Raw genomic sequence first — 18922 nt, 5'->3', positions numbered from 1 at the left:
TATGATGCAGGAGGTCTCTATGCGTGTCAATCTGCTTTTGCTGTTGAGTGTGTTTGCGGGATTATGTCCGGCGGCGACGATGGATTTGTCCGGCGACTGGGAGGTGGCGCTGGATCGGGAGAATCAGGGGGTTGAGCAGACATGGTTTGCGTCGAAGCTGAAGGATGCCAGGCCGGTGCGTCTGCCCGGCTCACTGCAGGAGCAGGGACTGGGCGATAAGCCCTCGGCAAAGACGGCATGGACGACCAGAATCGGCAAGGAATTGTTGTCTGATCCGCGATTTCAGTCGTACATTCAATCCGAAGACTTTAAAAGTCCGTTCTGGCTGACTCCGCTGCGGCATTATGTCGGGGCGGCGTGGTATCAGCGGATGATAACCCTTCCCAACAAGGCTCATTCCATTTTTCTGGAACGGCCGCATGGGAAAACAACGGTCTGGGTGGATGATATGAAACTGGGTTCATGCGATAGTCTGGGGACGCCTCATAAATATGATATTCGCGGCATTCAGCCCGGCCAGCACCGTCTGACCATTTGTGTGGATAATCGGGTCGGTGTGCCGGTGGGGGATGATGCCCACAGTGTGTCTGACCAGACCCAATCGAACTGGAACGGGATTGTCGGCAGAATCGAAGTGACGACCTGTGAGGATAACGATCCATGGGTTTTTGACGATGTGCAGGTGTATCCTGATATCCAGGCAAACACCATAACCGTGCGTGTGGATATGGAGAATGCACAAGGTCTGCGGGAAGGGAAATTGACGGCATCCGTGCAGGCTATCGGAACTGATATACAGCAAATCCTGCCGGAGCAAATCATCCCGGTCCGTTTGAAGGATAAACAAACCCGGGTTGAATTCACATACGCCATGGGCAAAGAGGTTCGGCTCTGGGATGAGTTTTCGCCCAGTCTCTATAGGCTCAGGCTGGCCTTTGAACAAAGCCAGCGACAGGGCGAGCCGTCCCGAAGTCTGTATCAGACAACCTTTGGGATGCGTGAACTGGGAGTCAAGGGGACTCAGTTTACGATCAACGGACGTACCCTGTTTTTGCGGGGGACGCTGGAATGCTGCATTTTTCCCCTGACGGGATATCCGCCGACGGATGTGGAATCATGGAAGAAAATCCTGCGGGTCTGCAAGGCTTACGGCCTGAATCATATCCGGTTTCATTCGTGGTGTCCTCCGGAAGCGGCGTTTGCGGCTGCCGATGCGATGGGATTTTATTATCAGGTGGAGGCGTCCTGCTGGGCCACATTTGGTGAGGGGACGGCGGTGGATGGCTGGATTTATCAGGAAGGGGACCGAATGCTTAAGGCGTACGGCAATCACCCGAGCTTTATTCTGATGGCCCCCAGCAACGAACCGCACGGCCGGCAACGGGATGCGTTTCTGGCGAAGCTGATTGATTCCTGGGAAAAGAAAGACAGTCGTCGGCGATATACCGCCGGGTCGGGCTGGCCGACGATTGAAGCCAATGATTATCATGTGGTTCAGGATGTGCGGGTGCAGCGGTATCCGACGCTGCGTTTGAGTGATACGCCGCAGACCTTTACCGATTACCGCGACTTCATTGCCCGGCATCAAGTACCCGTCATCAGCCACGAAATCGGCCAATGGTGCGCCTATCCCAATTTTGCCGAGAGATGGAAATACAGCGGAGTCTTAAAGGGCGGCAATATTGAGATTGCCCGCGATAGGCTTGAAAAGGCCGGCATGGGGTCGCTGGGGCAGGATTTTTTGATGGCCTCGGGCAAATTCCAGACGCTGCTTTATAAGCATGAGATTGAATCCGCCCTGCGGACGCCGGGCTTTGGCGGTTTTCAGCTGCTGGATCTGCACGACTTTCCGGGGCAGGGGACGGCTCCGGTTGGCGTGCTGGATTGCTTCTGGGAATCCAAGGGGTATGTTACGCCTGAACAATATCATCGTTTCTGCGGGCCGACGGTGCCGCTGGCCCGGATGAAAAGCCGGGTCTTTACCCATGACCAGACCTTCAAGACGACCGTCGATGTCGCTCATTATGGCGCATCGGACATCACGGTCGAACCGGTCTGGTTTGTCCGCAGGGCCAATGGGCAGGTGGTGAGCACGGGCAAGCTTGAAACCAAAAGGGTGCCCACTGGTGGATTGACGTCCTTGGGCGAGATTGAGATTCCGTTGACGATGTTCAGGACGGCACAAAAGCTTACCCTTGAAGTTGCGTTGGGTACTCCGAGTCCCTCCAATGACTGGGATTTCTGGGTGTATCCGGCCAGTGTACCTGCTGTTGACACATCTGAGGTGCGGATAGCCGAACAGCTGGATGACCCGACAGTTGAATGTCTCAAGCAGGGGGGCAAGGTGCTTCTGACTCCGCCGGCCAATCGACTCAAGGCCCGAACTCTGGGTACGTTCCGTCCGATCTTCTGGAATCGCATCACGTTTGCCTCGCAGCCGGAGCATACGCTGGGGATTTTATGCGACCCGGCCCACCCGGCCCTGGCGGAGTTCCCGACCGATTTTTATTCCAACTGGCAGTGGCAGGACCTGCTGGATCATTCCAAACCTGTGGTTCTGGATGAGCTGGATAGTTCGATTACCCCCATCGTACGGTTGATTGACGACTGGAACCTGTGCCGCAGGCTGGCGGTGCTGTTTGAAGTGCAAGTCGGCAAAGGCAGGCTGCTGCTGTGCAGTATGGATATTCATAACGACCTTGACAGGCGTCCTGTTGCCCGGCAACTGCGTTACAGTCTGCTGCGGTATATGGAGTCGGAGGCGTTTAAGCCGGCAGTATCGGTTTCTATTGAGGCCATACAAGGGCTATTCCAAAAGCCCTCAGCCATGCAGTCGCTTCAGGCCAAGGTGGTTTTTACCGACAGCCAGGAACGGGGATATGAAGGCAGCAAGGCCATCGATGGTGATCCTGCTACCATGTGGCATACCGCCTGGACGGCAGATAAAACACCCTATCCACACGAAATCCGGATTGAGTTAGCCCAAGACATCGAAATCTACGGATTCAGTTGTCTGCTTCGTCAGGACGGCAACCGCAATGGCCGCGTGGCTGAATACGCCTGTTATGTCAGTCCGGACGGGAAAAACTGGGGGACGCCGGCTGCCGAAGGCATTCTGAAAGAAGAGCCTGTGCGGTTTGGTAAGCCAGTCAAAGGCCGATTCTTCCGGTTTGTTGCCCTGAAGGGATACAATAACGATCCCTTTGCTTCGGTTGCTGAGCTGGATTTGATTATAGAATAGAGCAAAAAAGACAGAATCCGGGCTTGATTGTCAATAGAGGTTGACAGCCTGTTGCTGTAAGGCGATAATAGCTATGATGAAAGGGAGACTGTTCAAAAATAGGCTCATTTCGAAAGGAGGTCACTATGGCCGCACCGAAAGAGGGTATGTCGTGTCTGAATTGTTTGTTCTATGAAAAAACCGCACCGGGTTCCGGAGATTGTCATCGTTACGCACCTCGCCCCAATTCCAGTTTTTATGTGCCGCGGGCAGAAGGAATTGGATCGATCAAGACCGACATTCACTGGCCCAAGGTTTTTGAGGCCAACTGGTGCGGTGAATTCCAGCCGAGGTCGTAACAGAAGGCTGTCTCTATATCTTGTGATATAGACAATCCGGCAGGGTTTTTTGGAGCCAGGCAATCAATCGCCAGCGGCGAGTGATGTAGGCCCGTTTTTTCTTTTTACAGATGGCCTGGTAAATCTGCCGGGCGGCTTTGTCCACGGGGGCACGCCAGAATACATAATCCCCCTGGGCCATGGCTGTATCGACAAAGCCGGGTTGGATATCCGTAATCGTGATGTTTCGTTTTTCGTGGCATACTTTGTGACGAAGGCCTTCGAGATAGGTTGACAGAAACGCCTTGGAGGCCGGATAGGTTGGGACGTACCGGCTGCCCCGCAATGCGGCGATGGAAGAAATGCCGACCAGATGGCCGTGTCCCTGCCGAAAAAAGAGATGCATGGCGGCGTTGGCGATGGCGACGCATCCGCTGACGTTGACGGCAATGATAGTCTGGTCGATTGTCCAATCCAATTCCTCATTGCGTTTGCCGGTGCCGGCATTGACAATCACCAGGTCCACCCCTCCCATTTTTTCCACCATGGCATGGAAAATGGTCCGTGCCTGTTCGGGTTTGGAAATATCCATAAATTCGGGCAGATAGGATTCCGGGCGGGAGGCACGAAGTGTTTCCAGCAGGTCCACCCGTCGGCCTGTAATACCGACAAAGTATCCGTGATTGGCCAGTATTTCTGCCAGTCCCCGGCCAATGCCGGAGGTTGCGCCGATAATAATTGCTTTGGGGTTCATAGCCGCAGTGTACTGGATGACAGCCGGGATGCAAAGAAAAATACTGGATTTTGTTAGACCCGCGGCAAACGGATGGTAACGGTGGTCCCTTTGCCGGGGATGCTGTCCAGGCGGAGGGAGGCGTTGTTCAGTGACAGCAGCCGCTGAGCGTGGGCCAGTCCCATGCCGCGTTTGCGTCCGGCGGGTTTTGCGGAAAAGAACGGTCTGGTGGCCTGACGCAGGGTTGCTTCATTCATACCGCAGCCGGAGTCGATAATGCGGATCTCGACGAGGGTGTTTTCATTGAGCAGATGGCCTTCGATGGTGATGGGGCCGCTGTCCTGGCCGAGGTAGGATTCCACGGCATTGGACAAAATATGGCTGATGGCCTGGATGACCTGGGTTTTATCCACGAAGACATCGGGCAATGGTTCGATATCTTTCAGAGTCACTGTCAGTTGGGGCAAATTGTGGAGCCGAGCGGTTTTTTCGATGGCTTCCGAGACCAGCACGGCCGGGGCGACCAGATGTTTATAGGGGGCGCGGGGGCGTGCAAAGCTCATCAGGTCGGTGATGATGTCGGAGATGTCCTGGGTCCGCTGGAAAATCTGCTCGAGAATCTGTTTTTTTGCGGTATCGTTTTCCGATTGCATCAGCAGTTGAGCACGACCGGAAATCACGGCCAGCGGATTATTCAGTTCATGGGCAGCACCGGCGGCCATTTCCGCCACCGCCGCCAGCGAACGGGCCTCAGTCAAATCCCGGTCGGCCGTGCGGAGCTTGTCCATCAAATCTACCAGCCGTTCGGTCTGTTCCCGCTGGGCCCGGAAGGCTTTGCTGGCCGAAATCGTGGACGCACCAATCGAACAAAGCATCTGCAGGGTTTCGGCCGGGAGGTTGGTATCGCTTTCAAAGAGGGCTACCGCTACAGGCTTTCCCGACAGCAGCAGGGGCGCCGCGAGGGTTCGTGACGGGGCCAGCCAACGGATCTGTTCAATACACCATCCGAAGGCTTCATCGGCGCGAATAATCTTGAACCCCTCACCAAAAGGATTGGTTTTCAAATCGACTGTGTCGGGAATCGCAAGCAATGCAGCCTCACTCGTACCGTCGGCAGTGGCAATGGCCATTTCTGCTGGTTCTGTGTGCTGTTCAGGCCACAGCAGAATAAGTACCGAGCCGGTATGCAGGGTTTGCTGAAGGCATTGTGCAAATTGAGCGGCAACCTGATCGGGACTGCTTCCGGTGGAGAGCGTGTTTAAAAACTGCTGGACAGGGTCGGCAAACAGGGTCGCGTCGAAACTGCGGCGGCTTTGCTGGGCCATTGAGCTGTTGTCGCGAGCCAGTTGTGCCGCAGCCAGATGAATCATTTCGTAATAGTCTTGTGCCCGGTCAAGATTGCTCAATCCCAGGGGCTTGCTTTTCTGTTCAACTTGCTCGGGCAACTGGGCCATAATCTGGCTGATTTGCTGAGCATTTAAGCCAAGCAGTCTGGCCAGCAGGGTGTCCTGTTCGGGTGTGTCATAACTGCCGGACTGACCGATGCCGGACTTGCGGGCCAGTTCGTCGGCCAACAGGGTGACCATGACCAGTCTGCCGTGAGGCATTTCCAATAAGATGCGAGGGTCGGCATGATGCAGCCAGATGGCCTGGATAATAGGCTCGGGCAGCCGCCATTTTTCAGCCAGACGTTTGCCCAGCAGTGCGTGAGTCAGGCCCAGATGGTCCTGCTCGATGGTGCTGAGGCTTTGTTTTTTCTGAGCGGCCTGCAGGACAAGCTGATCAAAGCTTTTAGGCATGACCTCGTCCAGAGCGGTCTTGCCGATATCATGGAGCAGACCGGCGGTAAAAGCTAGTTTGCGGTCGGTTTCATCAAGGGTCAATTGAGCAATCAGAGAGGCACAACAGGCTGTCGCAAGGGCATGCAATGCCATCTGGCGCCGGGGCAGGGGGCGGGTGCTGTCGGCATCGGTCGGACAGTCAACGGCCTGTACAACTTTAACCGACAAAACAGCATCACGCAATGCCGCAGAAGGCAATTCGTCAATGACCTCGGCCAGGGGTTTGGAGCCCTCGGCTCCCAGAATCCCCAGGCGTGCGGCCAGGGCCAGTACACTGGCGGTCATGGCACTGTCGGCTTCGATAATCTGGGTCAGTTCGCCTGTCTGAAAAGGCTCTTTGAGTACACAGGGCAGGATTCCCGCTGCGACCTGTGGCAGAGTGGACAGGGTATTTAATTGGCGTATGATTAGCTCAATCTGACGAGCAACAGAAGTTTTATCGACCGATTCCGACATGGACTATGCTTGCGATAAACGGGCCAGCTTATCAACCAGTTCAGCGATATTAAAGGGTTTCTTGATAAAGTCTGCCGCGCCCGAATGCAGCAACTCATCGATTTCACTTTGATTGACGACACCGCTGACAATGATAACCTGGGTGTTGGAAAAATCGGGATTCTTCTTGATGGTCCGACAGACGATATTGCCGTTGACATCGGGCAGCATGTAGTCCAGCAGGATGACATCCGGCCGGAACTGCTGCGTCATCAGTCCCGCGTCGTAACCGCTGGATGCAGTACGTACCTCAAATCGGCCGTCTCGTGTCAGCACATCCACCAGCAGCTCAACGATTTCCGTATCATCATCGACAATAAGCACTTTCTTTTTGCCTGCGATAGACAAGTTGGCCAGCGGGATGTTGTTTTCTTTCATAAATTTAATCAGGCTTTCCCGCGGGATGCGACGGAACTTTGAACCGGGGACACGGAATCCTTCCAATTTGCCGGCATCAAAACAGCGGATAATGGTTTGCTGGCTGACCTTGCAAATATCAGCGGCTTCACCGGTCGTGAATAAATCTTTAATTTTTTCCATCCTTTGGCTCTCCATAATGACCAATGTGACCCAGTTTCTTTGTTTTGCCTATTTTAACTGTCGCATTGACTCTAAGTCAAGAATTAAAAAATATGAAAATAGTAGAACTATAAAATTTTTTATCGGAGCTGGGGATTTGTCTGGTAGGAGATGGGAATAGTCTTTTTGCGGAACGTCTGGGGAGTCAGGCCGGTATGTTTCTTGAATACCCGACAAAAAAAGAATGGATTTTCATATCCACATCGGGCGGCAATCTCTTTACCCTGTAAATGGGAACAGCGGAGCAAGGTCTTGGCCGCCTCCATACGAAGGTGTTGCTGATACAGTCCCGGGGAGATGTGAAACGTTTGTTTGAACAAGCGAAAAAAATAGCCTTTGGACATACCTGCGGATTTGGCGAGGGTTTCAATCGACAAAGGTTCCGTGTAGTGGCTTTCGATATACGATTTGGCCTGGTGGATGCGGTAGTCCTGAGGCTCAGAGACGGTTTTTTGCTGCTGACTGAAATCGATAAGAAAGTCGAATATGCGTCCGAGCGTTTTTTGTCGCAGATAATAGGAGTAATCCGAAGGACTGTTGGCAAAATCGGTAAGTTGAATCAGCAGGGAGTTGAGCTGGTTGGTTTTGTCTTCGGGAAGCTGCAGATGATCGCCCAGCGACACGGGCAATCCTGAATAAAGTGACAGAAGCTGGTCAAAGGGAATACACAGCGGGGTACCAGACAGTGATTCATAAGCAAAAGTAATTTCGGAATAGACGGCGGCTTTGCGGCAGGTTACGAAATCATGCGGCTGGCCGGGCCAGACGAGAACGAGAGTTCCTGGCATTGTGGAAAATATTTTACCACATCTGGAATAACCTCCCTGGTGACGGGTGTAGAGGACCAAGTGATAGAGGTCGTGGACGTGTTCGCAAAATGTTTTGCGGTCGCCAACCGGGGCATCTTGATGAATGGCGGTGTGGTGCAGGCTGGGGTAGAAGGTCTGTCCCTGGACCTGAACAGCCAGGAGCTGGCACTCTGTGCGTCGGCTTTGTGATTTTACGTAACGAAGCATAGGTTACTATTGTGCAATAATATAAGATGATTGTGCATTTATTTCAAGCAAAATGTAGATTAAAATATAATCGATATAATAATGCTGATTTAGGATGGAGATTTATGACAAATAAGCAATGGCAGCTTTTGCTGGATTTAATTGAGGGCAAACAGCTTGCAAGCATTCCGGTTGGATTCATTATTGACAGCCCCTGGATTCCAGGATGGGTGGGGATCAGTACACTGGATTATTTCACATCCGATACGCTCTGGTTTGAGGCGAATTTAAAAGCGGTCCGTGAATTTCCGGAAGTCCTGTTTTTGCCGGGTTTCTGGTCGGAATACGGGATGTGTACCGAGCCTTCGGCCTTTGGTGCCAAATGTACCTGGCACGAAAAGGAATTGCCTTTCGCTGATAAAATCATTTACAGCATGGATGAAATTGACCGTCTGAGTTGTCCGAATCCGCAAAAAGATGGTTTGGCTCCGTTTGTGCTCAAACGGCTTTCTCGTTATCGAACACAAATTGAAGCCCAGGGGCATGCGATTCGTTTTGCTGTGGCTCGCGGGCCGTTGAATGTGGCATCGTTTCTGATGGGTACGACGGAATTTTTGATGGGTCTTCGCACAGATCCGGAGAAAATTCACAAGCTGCTGGGTTTGATTACGGAGTATTTATGCCGCTGGCTGCAGGTCCAGAAAGCAGCGTTTGATTCGATTGACGGGATTTTGGTTCTGGATGATATTGTGGGTTTCTGCGGCGAGCCGGATTTCATTGAGTTTGCAAAACCCTATCTCCAGCAAGTGTTTAACGCTTTTCCTGCGGCGGTCAAGTTCTTTCATAATGATGCGGATGGACGGGTTTGCGCTCCGCATCTGCCTGATTTGGGTGTCAATATGTTCAATTTCAGCTTTCTGCATACGCTAACCGAAATGAAGGAATGGACCCACAATCAAGTTGTTTTAGTTGGGAACCTGCCGCCGCGCGATACGCTGGCCCTGAGTTCAGCGGAGGATGTGTACCGGCAGGTGCAGGAAACGATCCGCTCGGTTTCCGACAAAACCCGGATTTTATTATCTGCTGGTGGGGGGATGCCCGATGGGGTCTGTTCTGAGAATATCACTGCTTTTTTACACGCCGTTGCGAGCAAACAAGTTAATGTTGTGTCAGGAGCAGACGTTAAATGAACATGAAAAGGATTTGTCTGATACTATGGGCCATGATGGCGATGTCTCTGGGTTGGGCTATGAGGTCGTATCAGGTGGTGATTGGGCCGGTTGATACGGACGTTGTGGGTATGCCGCTTTCGGTTGACCTGGAGGGTGTTGCCTATCCGGAAACGGCCAGCCAGCCGGAGATGGTCCGGATCGAGGGCCAAAAGAGAATCCCCGTGCCTTGCCAGCTGGAGACTGGGCGAGTGAGCCGGTTGTGGTTTGTTCCGGATGGTGTAATTAAAGCGGGACAAAAAGCGATATTTGAGGTCTCTTTCTCTGATTCCAGCCAACACGATGTTGCGCTGGCGGCTGTGGTGGATGATAAGACCATCACTTTGCAGGCTGGCCAGCAGAAGATTTTGCAGTATTATCATGCATTGTATCCTGCTCCGGAAGGGGTGTCATCTCGGTTTGCCAAAAGCGGGTTTATCCATCCGCTCTGGTCGCCGGCGGGCAACCGTCTGACGCAGATTCAGCCGAACGACCATTATCATCATTACGGCATCTGGAATCCGTGGACCAAGACCCATGTTGAGGGACGGGAAGTGGATTTCTGGAATATTGGGGATGGAAAAGGTACGGTTCGTTTTGCGGGGATTCTTTCGACGACCAGCGGCCCGGTGTTTTGCGGATTCAAGGTGCGTCAGGAGCATGTCGATTTTACGGCCAAACCAACTGAAAAAGTGGCGATGAATGAAGTCTGGGATGTGCGGGCGTTTGCCTGCCGGATTGAAGACCGTCCTGTCTGGGTTGTGGATTTCACCAGTATTCTCAATAACGCCCTGACGACCACTATTGAGCTGCCTGATTATCGGTATGGCGGGGGGATTGGTTTTCGCGCGACAGAAAAATGGATTCGCGACAATTGTTCGGTTCTGACCTCTGAGGGCAAGACCCGTCAGGATGCCGACGGGACTCGTGCCCGCTGGTGTGATGTCAACGGCCAGGCTGACCAGGGACGTTCGGGGATTGTCTTTTTAAGCCATATCAGCAACCGTGAGCACCCTGAACCGATGCGGGTCTGGCCGCTCGATTCACAGGGTAACGGCAATCTGTTCTTTGAATTCTGTCCGATTCGACTTACCGGCTGGGAGCTTTATCCCGGCAGGGAATATGTGCTGCGTTATCGTATGATTGTTTATGATGGCAAAATGAGTCCTGAGATGTCGGAGGTATTATGGAAAAACTTCACCCAGCCGCCCCGTGCTGTTTTAACCGCTGCGGCCGTGCAATAACGGTTTTGGGGATGCTGTTTGTTCTGCTGGCCGGTGGAGCGGCCATGGCCGAAGGGCACGTTCTGATTTACACCAAGAACGGCAAGGGGTATGTTCATGACAATATCCCGGCCAGTGTGGAATGTCTCAAGAAAATCTGCGAGCAGAACCAGTGGACGTATGAAGTTACCGATAAGGCGGACGTGTTTACGGCGGATAAAATCAAAACCTTTGATGTCCTGGTGTTTTCCAACACCAACAATGAGACGTTTGATACCGAGGAGCAGAGGCAGGTCTTCAAGAGCTATATTCAGGGCGGCGGGGCCTTTGTGGGGATTCATTCGGTCTGCGGGTCGGAGCGGCAATGGCCGTGGTTCTGGGCCAATCTGGGGGGGAAGTTTGTGCGTCATCCAGCGTTCCAGAAATTTGAGATTAAGGTGATTGATCATCAGCATCCTTCGACGGCGTTCCTGCCTGATGTGTGGGCGTGGGAAGATGAATGCTATTATATGAACCACCTGAATCCGGGGATTCATATTCTGCTGGCGGCGGATCTGAGGACGGTCAACGATGACAAAAAGGACGAGTACCCCGGCGAGGTTTTCGGCAATTACTTTCCGCTGTGCTGGTATCAGGAATTTGACGGCGGGCGTCAGTGGTACACAGCCATGGGGCATGATCCCAAACACTATCAGGATGAGAACTTTATCAGGCACCTGACCGGCGGGATTCGCTGGGCGATGCAGAAAAAAACACCTGCCGCAGCGACGGCTCAATAGCCAAATGGGTCACAAAGGTCTGAGTTTCACAGGGTTTCTCAGACAGATGAAATATGATAGAAAGGGTATGGAAATGAAAAAGGCGTTTACATTGATTGAACTGTTGGTGGTGATTGCAATTATTGCCTTGCTGCTGGCAGTTGTGGTGCCGAGTTTGAACATGGCCAAGCGCAAAGGGTCGCTGGTTGTCTGTATGATGAACACGAAGAATCTGTCGCTGTCCTGGTATATGTATAAGGAGGATTGTGATGGCCGTATTATGAGTGCGCAGATGGAAGGCAAGGAACGCAGCGGTCATTACGTGGGCTGGACCGGGACGCCTCGCGATGTCAATGGAACATTCCTGAGCATTACACAGGCCAGTCCGGCAGTGACTGATGCCGATGAAATCCGGGGAATTGAGAGTGGACGCCTGTATGAATACGTCAAGGATCCCAAGGCTTACCATTGTCCCGGCGACAATATTCGCCGCAGCAAGTATGACGGCACGCCGGTGTTTGTATCATATTCTGTGCCGACGTGTTTGTATGCCGCGACGGACTCCACCTCAGCTCGCTATAGGCAGCAGATTGTCAAGTATAATGAAATAACCTCGCCTTCGCAGCGGTACAATTTTGTTGAAGTGGCCCAGACCCGCAACTGGAACGCGAGCGGATGGTTTTCGTTCGGTGCGCCGGAATGGACCGGCAACAGCCAGCAGTGGGGATGGTGGGATCCGATGGCGGTTAATCATGGTGATGCCAGTGTTTTGGGCTTTTGTGACGGGCATTCAGAATCGCGTAAATGGCAGGATTCATTTACCAAGGAACGCGTCAATAAGCTGATTACCCAAAATGTGGACCTCTATAATATTGAATATCCCCCGGCAGGTCAGACTGAAGATATCGGTTATATGATTAAAGGCTGGGCCTATCGTTACAAACCATAGAATCCTGGTATATCGAATAAAACGAATTTGAATCCTTAAGAAGCGGAAGGCATAAGGCATTATGAAACGCAGAGAATTTTTGAAAAGTGCGGCCGCTGCGGCGACCGGAATCCTCGGATTTCCGACCATTGTGCCGTCGGTTGTCCTGGGCAAGGATGCACCCAGCGGCAAGATTACGATTGCCCAGATCGGGTTTGGCCGGATTGCTCGTGACCATGATTTGCCCGAGACGATCAAACATGAGCTGTGTCGAGTTGTCGCGGTTTCGGATCTGGACTCCAAACGCTTAGCCGACGGCAAGAAGTGGATTGAGGGATATTACGCCAAGAAATACAACAAAGAAAACTACATTGATGTCAAGACCTATGGCGATTACCACGATATTATTGCCGACAAGACGATCGATGCGGTTATCATTTCCACGCCGGACCACTGGCACGCTCAGCCGGCGATGGAAGCGGCACTGGCGGGCAAACACATCTATATGCAGAAACCCGCCTCGCTGACGATTGCCGAAGGCCGTCAGATGGCCGATACCATCAAGCGCAGCGGCGTTATTTTTCAGGTGGGCAGTCAGCAGCGCTCCCGCGATCCGTGGCCGCAGTTCAAGGACGTCTGCCAGAGAGTCCGTAACGGCAAGATTGGTACGCTGCGGCATGTCAAGGTTGGCCTGATGACCGATCCGGGCTGCGGGGAAGAACCTGAGATGCCCGTTCCAGCCAATCTGAATTATGAGATGTGGCTGGGCTGTACGCCGCTGGTGTATTATACCGAAAAACGAGTTCATCCCCAGAATGACTATTCACGTCCCGGCTGGCTGCGCTGTGAGCAGTTCGGGGCCGGCATGATTACCGGCTGGGGGTCGCATCATCTGGATGCGGCTCACTGGGGTATGGATACCGAATACACCGGTCCGATTGAGCTGGAAGGGACCGCTGAATTTCCTGCGTCCGGGTTGTGGGATGTCCATGGGGAATTTGACGTGCATGCCAAATATGCCAACGGCGTGACGATGCACATCAGCAGCAAATTTCCCTGTGGAGTCCGTTTTGAAGGTGACGAGGGCTGGATTTTTGTTGCTCGCGGCAGCGGACGAGCGACTGCCAGTGACCCGGTGTCTGGCGATCCCAATCAGGCTCCGGTGCTGGTGAGCGATAAAATACTGCTTGAAGGCGATCCCGGCAAGGATAAAATCCAGCTGTATCTGAGCCCTGAACAGCATCTGAACTGGCTGGAGAGCATTCAGTCAGGCAAGCCGCCGATTACCAACGCCGAAATTGCTCACCGATCCTGCAGTGCCTGTCTGCTGAGTCATATCGCGATGAAGCTCAAACGCAAGCTCCGCTGGGATCCGGAGAAAGAACAGTTTCTTGATGATGCCCAGGCCAACGCAATGCTGTCACGACCCCAGCGTGCCCCGTATGGAACCAATTACGTGAAGGCATAAAGTTTTTTCGGAATACCTCAAAAGGCCGGGCTGGTTGCAGCGCCGGCCTTGTTTGTTTGCGAACAATCAATCCCCGTTTAAAAGGAGCCTGCAGGCTGTCCGGTCTTTACCATTTTTTGAAAATAAAAAAGACCGCCAGCACAATCAGTCCAAAGCCGACCATGTAATTCCACGTGATCTTTTCCTTGAGATAGACGACGGAAAATACCGCAAAAACCCCCAGTGTGATGACCTCCTGGATGGTCTTGAGCTGGGCGGCATTGTAGGTTGCATGGCCGAAGCGGTTGGCCGGTACCTGGAAGCAGTACTCGACAAACGCAATCAGCCAACTGACCAGAATCACCAGCCACAGGGCCTTGTCCTTGAACTTCAGGTGCCCATACCAGGCTATGGTCATAAACACATTTGATATTAACAGCAGCAGAATCGGCAGCAATGCTTTCATAAGGAACCCTAAAAAAACCGTTTTTGATTATTTAGACAGGACTTTGGCCGTTTGTCAAGTCCGGTCCCTTCTTGCCGGGTATATTTTGTGTGAGGAGAGCTGCCGAATTCATCAAAATGGAGACTGACTCTGGGTAAAGCGGGGTCTTTGATTCAGGCGTGGCATGTCAACCGTTGGAAGACGGAGCCTGATGTTGTGATCGCCAATTCCCGGTGATTCGCGAGACGAGTGAAAATGCCGCTGACAGTGTGGGCTTCATTGCCCGCAGGCAGGTCTTGGTGTTGCGGTGCGATGCTTGGAAGTCAAGTTGCGTAAGGCATCCACAGGAACGGATCCAAGCACGACAATATCTGCAGACTGCCGCCGCGAAGCGACAACTCGTGGAATGAATGGGTGTTTTGGAATGAAGTCCATGCGTTGCAAACCATGATGCGGTTGGTATTTCTTAGAAAGTCCTTGATGGGTGTATGGCTTCTCGAAAAGACGATGGTTTTTAACCAGCGTGGAATCGAAATCCATCATTTTTATTGCAACCTTATATATTTAAGATGGTTATGTCATATTTCGTGGAGCATGATCGGGTCATAATGATAGTAAAATAATAAAAATTCATTTCATTTTATCGGTTTGTGTCATCATTATATATACTATGGCTCAAGACAAACAACACAACCCGGCTGGTATCATACCGCAAGAAGGGATGGCGGAATTTGTTCGTCTGTTAACGGCAAACCAGAGCCAGATTTACGCTTATATTATGAGTCTGGTCGGTAATTGTGCCGATGCCGATGATGTCTTGCAGGAGACGACGGCGATGATGTGGGAGAAATTTGGGGAGTTCACGCCGGGGTCTGATTTCATTTCATGGGGGGCGGCGATTGCCTATTACAAAGTACGGGAATTTCGTCGGAATCATCGGGAGAAATTTCACTTTGATGACGAGGTTCTTGATATTCTATCCTACCAGGCCCGGTATGAGCTGCGGGATTCAAATATCTATCTGAGCAAGCTGCATGACTGTATGAAGAAACTGAAGGCCAGTGATTATCAGTTGGTGCGATTACGGTATTTTTCGGGGGTCAGCATCCATGAGATCTCGCGGCGTTTTAATAAAACAGCAAGAACGGTTTATTATCAGATTGCAAAAATCCACGGTTTGCTGATGCGGTGCATCGAGCGGTCGGTTTCGTCGGAGGATCGGGTATGATGCAGGAGCCGGCCGGACAGATGCTGTATTTGATGCTGCGTCTTTTTGATGGCACGATAGAGCAGGGTGAGTTTGAGACACTCAATCGTTCGATCAAGGAGCGTCCCGAGGTTCGGAGTCTGTATTTCAGGTACCTCAAAGTCTATCTGGCAATAAAACATGCGAGGTATCTGGATAAGTCCGGGCAGTCGGACCTTGATTTGGAACGTTTTCTGTTGGAACTGGGGGAGTATGAATCTCTGGCGCCTGCTGTTCCGGTGAAAGCACCCCAAGCAGAGCCGGTCTGTCTGGCGAAGCTGCCGATTCAGGAAACGCCGCACCGATTCAATAAATATTCCTTTTATACGGCGCTGACGGCCCTGGCGGCAACGGTTCTGTGTATTGCAACGATTTACTTCCTGCCGCCGCGGGTGATTCCCAATCCGGTGGCCAGAGTACTCGATGCGTCGGGTGCCCGATGGCAGCAGGCCAGGACCTCCAAAACGCAGTCGATTCTTTTTGAGGGGACTTTGACCATCACCGAGGGCAGATTGGTATTTGCCATGTATGATGGAACAGAAGTCAATGTGTCTGCGCCGGCGGTGATAGAGCTGGAACAGGTAAATCGGCTGTTTTTGAAACAGGGCAGACTGCGTGCGGCGGTGCCGCCGGCGGCAACGGGGTTTACGGTTCGTACCCCGTCGGGATCCGTGGTGGATTTTGGGACCGATTTTTCGGTCCTGGTCGATCGGACAGGCAAGACAGAAGTTGAGGTTTTCAAGGGGATTGTGGAACTGCGGGACAGTACCAATCCGCTGCTATATAAGACCACTCAGAAGCTGACGATGGGCCAAAAAGGGACTATCGCTGCGGATGGCATGATATCCTGGACGGAACCGGCTCAATACCATAATAACGGTGAGATCCGTGTGCAGTGGCAGTGTCCGGAAGCTGTGGGATCCTGGCACGAACCCGCCTTCTGGAATAATGGATTGGTACGCGGGGCGGAGCTGGTTGCCGAGTTTCGGGCAGCCGATTCGCCCAAAACTGTGGTAGTTGATGCAAAGACAGCGGGGGCTAATAAGATTATGGCCCGTCGGGGGGATGTGGGACTGCTGAGCCGCTATCCGGTGACGATCCAAATGGACGGCGGCCAGATTCAGCTTGAGCAGCTATGGGTGGGACGCATGGGGCTTAGCAAGGCCGCCGAAGGACGATGGCTGATGTCGGATGGGGAACTGGTCCTCAAGGGCAGGGATCGGACCATGCTGTTCATCGGAGACAAATGCAAAGGGTATATGGAAATCAACGGAGGCCGTGTGGAGGTGTTTGGTGCGGCACGAGTTGGATGCAATGAAGGGGAGGGCACGTTTACAGACAGCCACGGAACTCTTGTTGTCAATGGCGGCAATGTTGTGATTTACGGGATTCTGGAAGTGGCTGTTGCCGATAGCGTGGGCGTTGTCCGACTGAATGGCGGACAGGTGCGGGCTTTTGATATCCGTATTGATAGACAGGGGACGCTTGCGATTGCTGACGGGATTCTTGTTTTAGAGGGCAACAAAACAGATCGTATTCAGCAGATGCTGGATTCCGGCCGGATTGACAGTGGGGGTCGGGAAATCCTTGTTGACTATATGGCAGACGATACGCACGGATTTGGCCGAGATAAGACTGTGATTCGTGTCAGACAATAGGATATGCCAGGACCGGCCGAGTCCTCTCGAAATGTCAATGAACCGGTGAAGAGGAGCGGATGCAGATGTGTTGCAGGAACCTGGATAGGCCTGATTGCGAAAAAAACGGACGCATATGTTGAAAGGAGAGGTGTATGATGATACTTCGAATGGGAGGTTAGAGGCGAGGTCAAAAATGGCAGTTCAATGCAAGGCGTGCCCGGCGAGGGCGATGTTCATGTATTCACATTTATTTCAAGGAGTACTGATGATGAAGAAAATACTATCTTTATCGCTGTTGTTTTGTTTGGCTGTCTGTTCAACGGCAATGGCTGATCTGATCGACCCTTTTAATGCTGCCCATGATTATCTGACAAGCGGTGTTGCCGGAACCGGCTGGAGTGGGATAATGAATGTCGGAAATGCGACGATTCTGAATGCGTCGATTACGGCAGCAGACAAGCTTCGGATCACCGGCGTTGGAAATTGGGGCGGCACGGATGCCAGCGGTCCCTTCCTTTATAAAGAGGTAACCGGAGACTTTATTGCTGAAACCAAAGCAGGGGCAGAGCACTTTGCCTGTGCCGGGCTGATGGTTCGTTTGGCGGATGTGGCGGCCGGCGGTGCGGGGGAAGATAACATGATTCTTGCTTACTGGCCTGTGGAGTTCTGGAATGTCGGCACCATTTTCTGGCCCACCGATAACGGGGCGCGTCCGGAATTCGATAATTCCGGCTACAATGGCGGTGTGATTCCGTCGTATCTGCGAGTGGAACGTCGAGGTGCCAATTTTTATTGGTCCCGCAGCTCTGACGGGGTAACCTGGCAGGCCTTGCCGTCGGCCAATCCACGGGTGCGTCCGGATATGAACGTGGCGACGCTGCAGGTGGGGCTGATTCAGAATTTTGGAGGCTGGGCGGAGCAGGATGTTGACTATGAGTACTTTAAGCTGATTGAGCAAGTGACTGCATTTTCCGGGACCAAAAAAGTGACTGAGGGAGGAGCGGCAGTGACAATCACCGTCGACCTGCTTGGACCGGCCCCCACAGCACCGGTGGATGTGGTTTTAACGGAGGTTACGGCGGGAGATCCCAACGATCTGCTGATCAACGGATTGCAAAGTCCGGTAACGCTTACCTTCCCTGCCGGCGTAAACCAGAAGACCTTGACCCTTCAGGCGATGGATGATCTGCTGCAGGAAGGCCCTGAAAATATCAGGATTACAGCCACTGTGTTCAGCACCGATTCCAATTATGCAGAGCATCCGGGCGGATCGATCGTGGTGAATGTCATCGATAACGAAGCGGGGCTGCTGGTTGATGATGGGGATGGCGTAATCGTTGACGAAAATGGCACCCTCAGCGACAGCATCAGCATGGTATTAAGCACAGAACCGACTGCGGATGTTACAGTCACGATTTCAACCGATGGTCAGACGAATGTGACCTCTCCACTGGTGTTCACTTCGGCTAACTGGAATACACCGCAAATTGCCATCGTCAAAGGCGTAGATGATGCGATTCTGGAAACCGATCCGCATACCGGCACGCTGAGTTTTTCCGCCAGCAGCAGCGACCCGGCCTATCAGGGCGTTACGGCATTTGATGTGGTGGTGACGATCAAAGAAAATGACTGCGGGGCCTGGGGGTATTCGCGATACGATGCCAATCAGGATTGTGTTGTCAATCTGGGGGATATGGCACAGCTGGCCCTGCAATGGATGCAGTGCACGTTCCCGAATGCCGACGGGTGTGTGGATCTGCGTTAACCGGTCCGGCAGCGTGAATGGGTATGCAAGATGAGTGATGAACCTAATTATGGGAGAATGA

At 52.6% G+C, this 18922-nt stretch carries 17 protein-coding genes; 11 read left to right on the top strand and 6 right to left on the bottom strand.

Annotated elements, in window-relative coordinates; translation table 11 throughout:
- The first annotated feature begins 19 nt into the window (after window positions 1–19).
- Together ACQ9LF_RS10775 and ACQ9LF_RS10770 are read left to right on the top strand one after the other, a co-directional pair.
- Window positions 20–3241 (top strand): discoidin domain-containing protein, encoded by a 3222-nt coding sequence (locus ACQ9LF_RS10775; RefSeq protein WP_462489408.1) that lies wholly within the window; start codon window positions 20–22, stop codon window positions 3239–3241.
- Window positions 3242–3366: 125 nt separating this feature from the next.
- Window positions 3367–3579: a hypothetical protein gene (locus tag ACQ9LF_RS10770; protein ID WP_462489407.1), complete on the top strand. Its 213-nt coding sequence runs from the start codon at window positions 3367–3369 to the stop codon at window positions 3577–3579.
- 13 nt (window positions 3580–3592) lie between these two features.
- On the opposite strand, the gene ACQ9LF_RS10765 is transcribed toward ACQ9LF_RS10770, so the two are convergent.
- The 4 genes from ACQ9LF_RS10765 to ACQ9LF_RS10750 all read right to left on the bottom strand — a co-directional run bounded on the left by ACQ9LF_RS10765 (window position 3593) and on the right by ACQ9LF_RS10750 (window position 7994).
- Complete coding sequence (locus ACQ9LF_RS10765) at window positions 3593–4312, bottom strand: SDR family NAD(P)-dependent oxidoreductase (protein WP_462489406.1); 720 nt, start codon at window positions 4310–4312, stop codon at window positions 3593–3595.
- A 53-nt stretch (window positions 4313–4365) separates the two neighbouring features.
- The gene (locus tag ACQ9LF_RS10760; RefSeq protein ID WP_462489405.1) at window positions 4366–6588 is read right to left on the bottom strand and encodes an HDOD domain-containing protein; all 2223 of its coding nucleotides are present in this window, start codon (window positions 6586–6588) and stop codon (window positions 4366–4368) included.
- A 3-nt stretch (window positions 6589–6591) separates the two neighbouring features.
- Entirely contained in the window at window positions 6592–7167 is a 576-nt protein-coding gene (locus ACQ9LF_RS10755) for a response regulator (protein ID WP_462489404.1), read from the bottom strand.
- Between the two features lie 119 nt (window positions 7168–7286).
- Window positions 7287–7994 carry a helix-turn-helix domain-containing protein gene (locus ACQ9LF_RS10750; RefSeq protein ID WP_462489403.1) on the bottom strand — a complete coding sequence of 236 codons (708 nt, stop codon included), beginning with the start codon at window positions 7992–7994 and terminating at the stop codon, window positions 7287–7289.
- Window positions 7995–8033: 39 nt separating this feature from the next.
- Between ACQ9LF_RS10750 and ACQ9LF_RS10745 the strand changes: the two genes are divergently transcribed.
- The 6 genes from ACQ9LF_RS10745 (at window position 8034) to ACQ9LF_RS10720 (ending at window position 13786) form a co-directional block, all read left to right on the top strand.
- Complete coding sequence (locus tag ACQ9LF_RS10745) at window positions 8034–8204, top strand: hypothetical protein (RefSeq protein ID WP_462489402.1); 171 nt, start codon at window positions 8034–8036, stop codon at window positions 8202–8204.
- A gap of 122 nt (window positions 8205–8326) precedes the next feature.
- Complete coding sequence (locus tag ACQ9LF_RS10740) at window positions 8327–9391, top strand: uroporphyrinogen decarboxylase family protein (protein WP_462489401.1); 1065 nt, start codon at window positions 8327–8329, stop codon at window positions 9389–9391.
- Window positions 9388–10653, top strand: a complete 1266-nt coding sequence (locus tag ACQ9LF_RS10735; RefSeq protein WP_462489400.1) for a DUF6807 domain-containing protein — start codon at window positions 9388–9390, stop codon at window positions 10651–10653. Before ACQ9LF_RS10740 ends, ACQ9LF_RS10735 begins: the two co-directional genes overlap by 4 nt.
- Window positions 10596–11411, top strand: coding sequence for a ThuA domain-containing protein (locus ACQ9LF_RS10730; RefSeq protein ID WP_462489399.1), 816 nt, complete (start codon window positions 10596–10598; stop codon window positions 11409–11411). The genes ACQ9LF_RS10735 and ACQ9LF_RS10730 overlap by 58 nt, the downstream gene beginning before the upstream one ends.
- 73 nt (window positions 11412–11484) lie before the next feature.
- Window positions 11485–12339: a type II secretion system protein gene (locus ACQ9LF_RS10725; RefSeq protein ID WP_462489398.1), complete on the top strand. Its 855-nt coding sequence runs from the start codon at window positions 11485–11487 to the stop codon at window positions 12337–12339.
- Window positions 12340–12400: 61 nt separating this feature from the next.
- The gene (locus ACQ9LF_RS10720) at window positions 12401–13786 is read left to right on the top strand and encodes a Gfo/Idh/MocA family protein (RefSeq protein ID WP_462489397.1); all 1386 of its coding nucleotides are present in this window, start codon (window positions 12401–12403) and stop codon (window positions 13784–13786) included.
- 106 nt (window positions 13787–13892) lie between these two features.
- On the opposite strand, the gene ACQ9LF_RS10715 is transcribed toward ACQ9LF_RS10720, so the two are convergent.
- Entirely contained in the window at window positions 13893–14231 is a 339-nt protein-coding gene (locus ACQ9LF_RS10715) for a DMT family protein (RefSeq protein ID WP_462489396.1), read from the bottom strand.
- Window positions 14232–14486: 255 nt separating this feature from the next.
- The gene (locus ACQ9LF_RS10710) at window positions 14487–14753 is read right to left on the bottom strand and encodes a hypothetical protein (RefSeq protein WP_462489395.1); all 267 of its coding nucleotides are present in this window, start codon (window positions 14751–14753) and stop codon (window positions 14487–14489) included.
- A gap of 178 nt (window positions 14754–14931) precedes the next feature.
- On the opposite strand from ACQ9LF_RS10710, the gene ACQ9LF_RS10705 reads away from it, so the two are divergent.
- The 3 genes from ACQ9LF_RS10705 (at window position 14932) to ACQ9LF_RS10695 (ending at window position 18861) form a co-directional block, all read left to right on the top strand.
- On the top strand, window positions 14932–15438 hold the full coding sequence (locus ACQ9LF_RS10705) for a sigma-70 family RNA polymerase sigma factor (protein ID WP_462489394.1): 507 nt from the start codon (window positions 14932–14934) through the stop codon (window positions 15436–15438).
- Window positions 15435–17114: a FecR domain-containing protein gene (locus ACQ9LF_RS10700; protein ID WP_462489393.1), complete on the top strand. Its 1680-nt coding sequence runs from the start codon at window positions 15435–15437 to the stop codon at window positions 17112–17114. The genes ACQ9LF_RS10705 and ACQ9LF_RS10700 overlap by 4 nt, the downstream gene beginning before the upstream one ends.
- A 247-nt stretch (window positions 17115–17361) precedes the next feature.
- Window positions 17362–18861: a DUF1349 domain-containing protein gene (locus ACQ9LF_RS10695; RefSeq protein ID WP_462489392.1), complete on the top strand. Its 1500-nt coding sequence runs from the start codon at window positions 17362–17364 to the stop codon at window positions 18859–18861.
- The last annotated feature ends 61 nt before the right edge of the window (window positions 18862–18922 follow it).

The sequence above is a fragment of the Anaeroglomus insulsum genome (genome assembly GCF_050689095.1).
Lineage (GTDB): Bacteria > Planctomycetota > Phycisphaerae > Sedimentisphaerales > Anaerohalosphaeraceae > Anaeroglomus > Anaeroglomus insulsum.
This window is presented reverse-complemented; position numbering and strand designations above follow the sequence as displayed.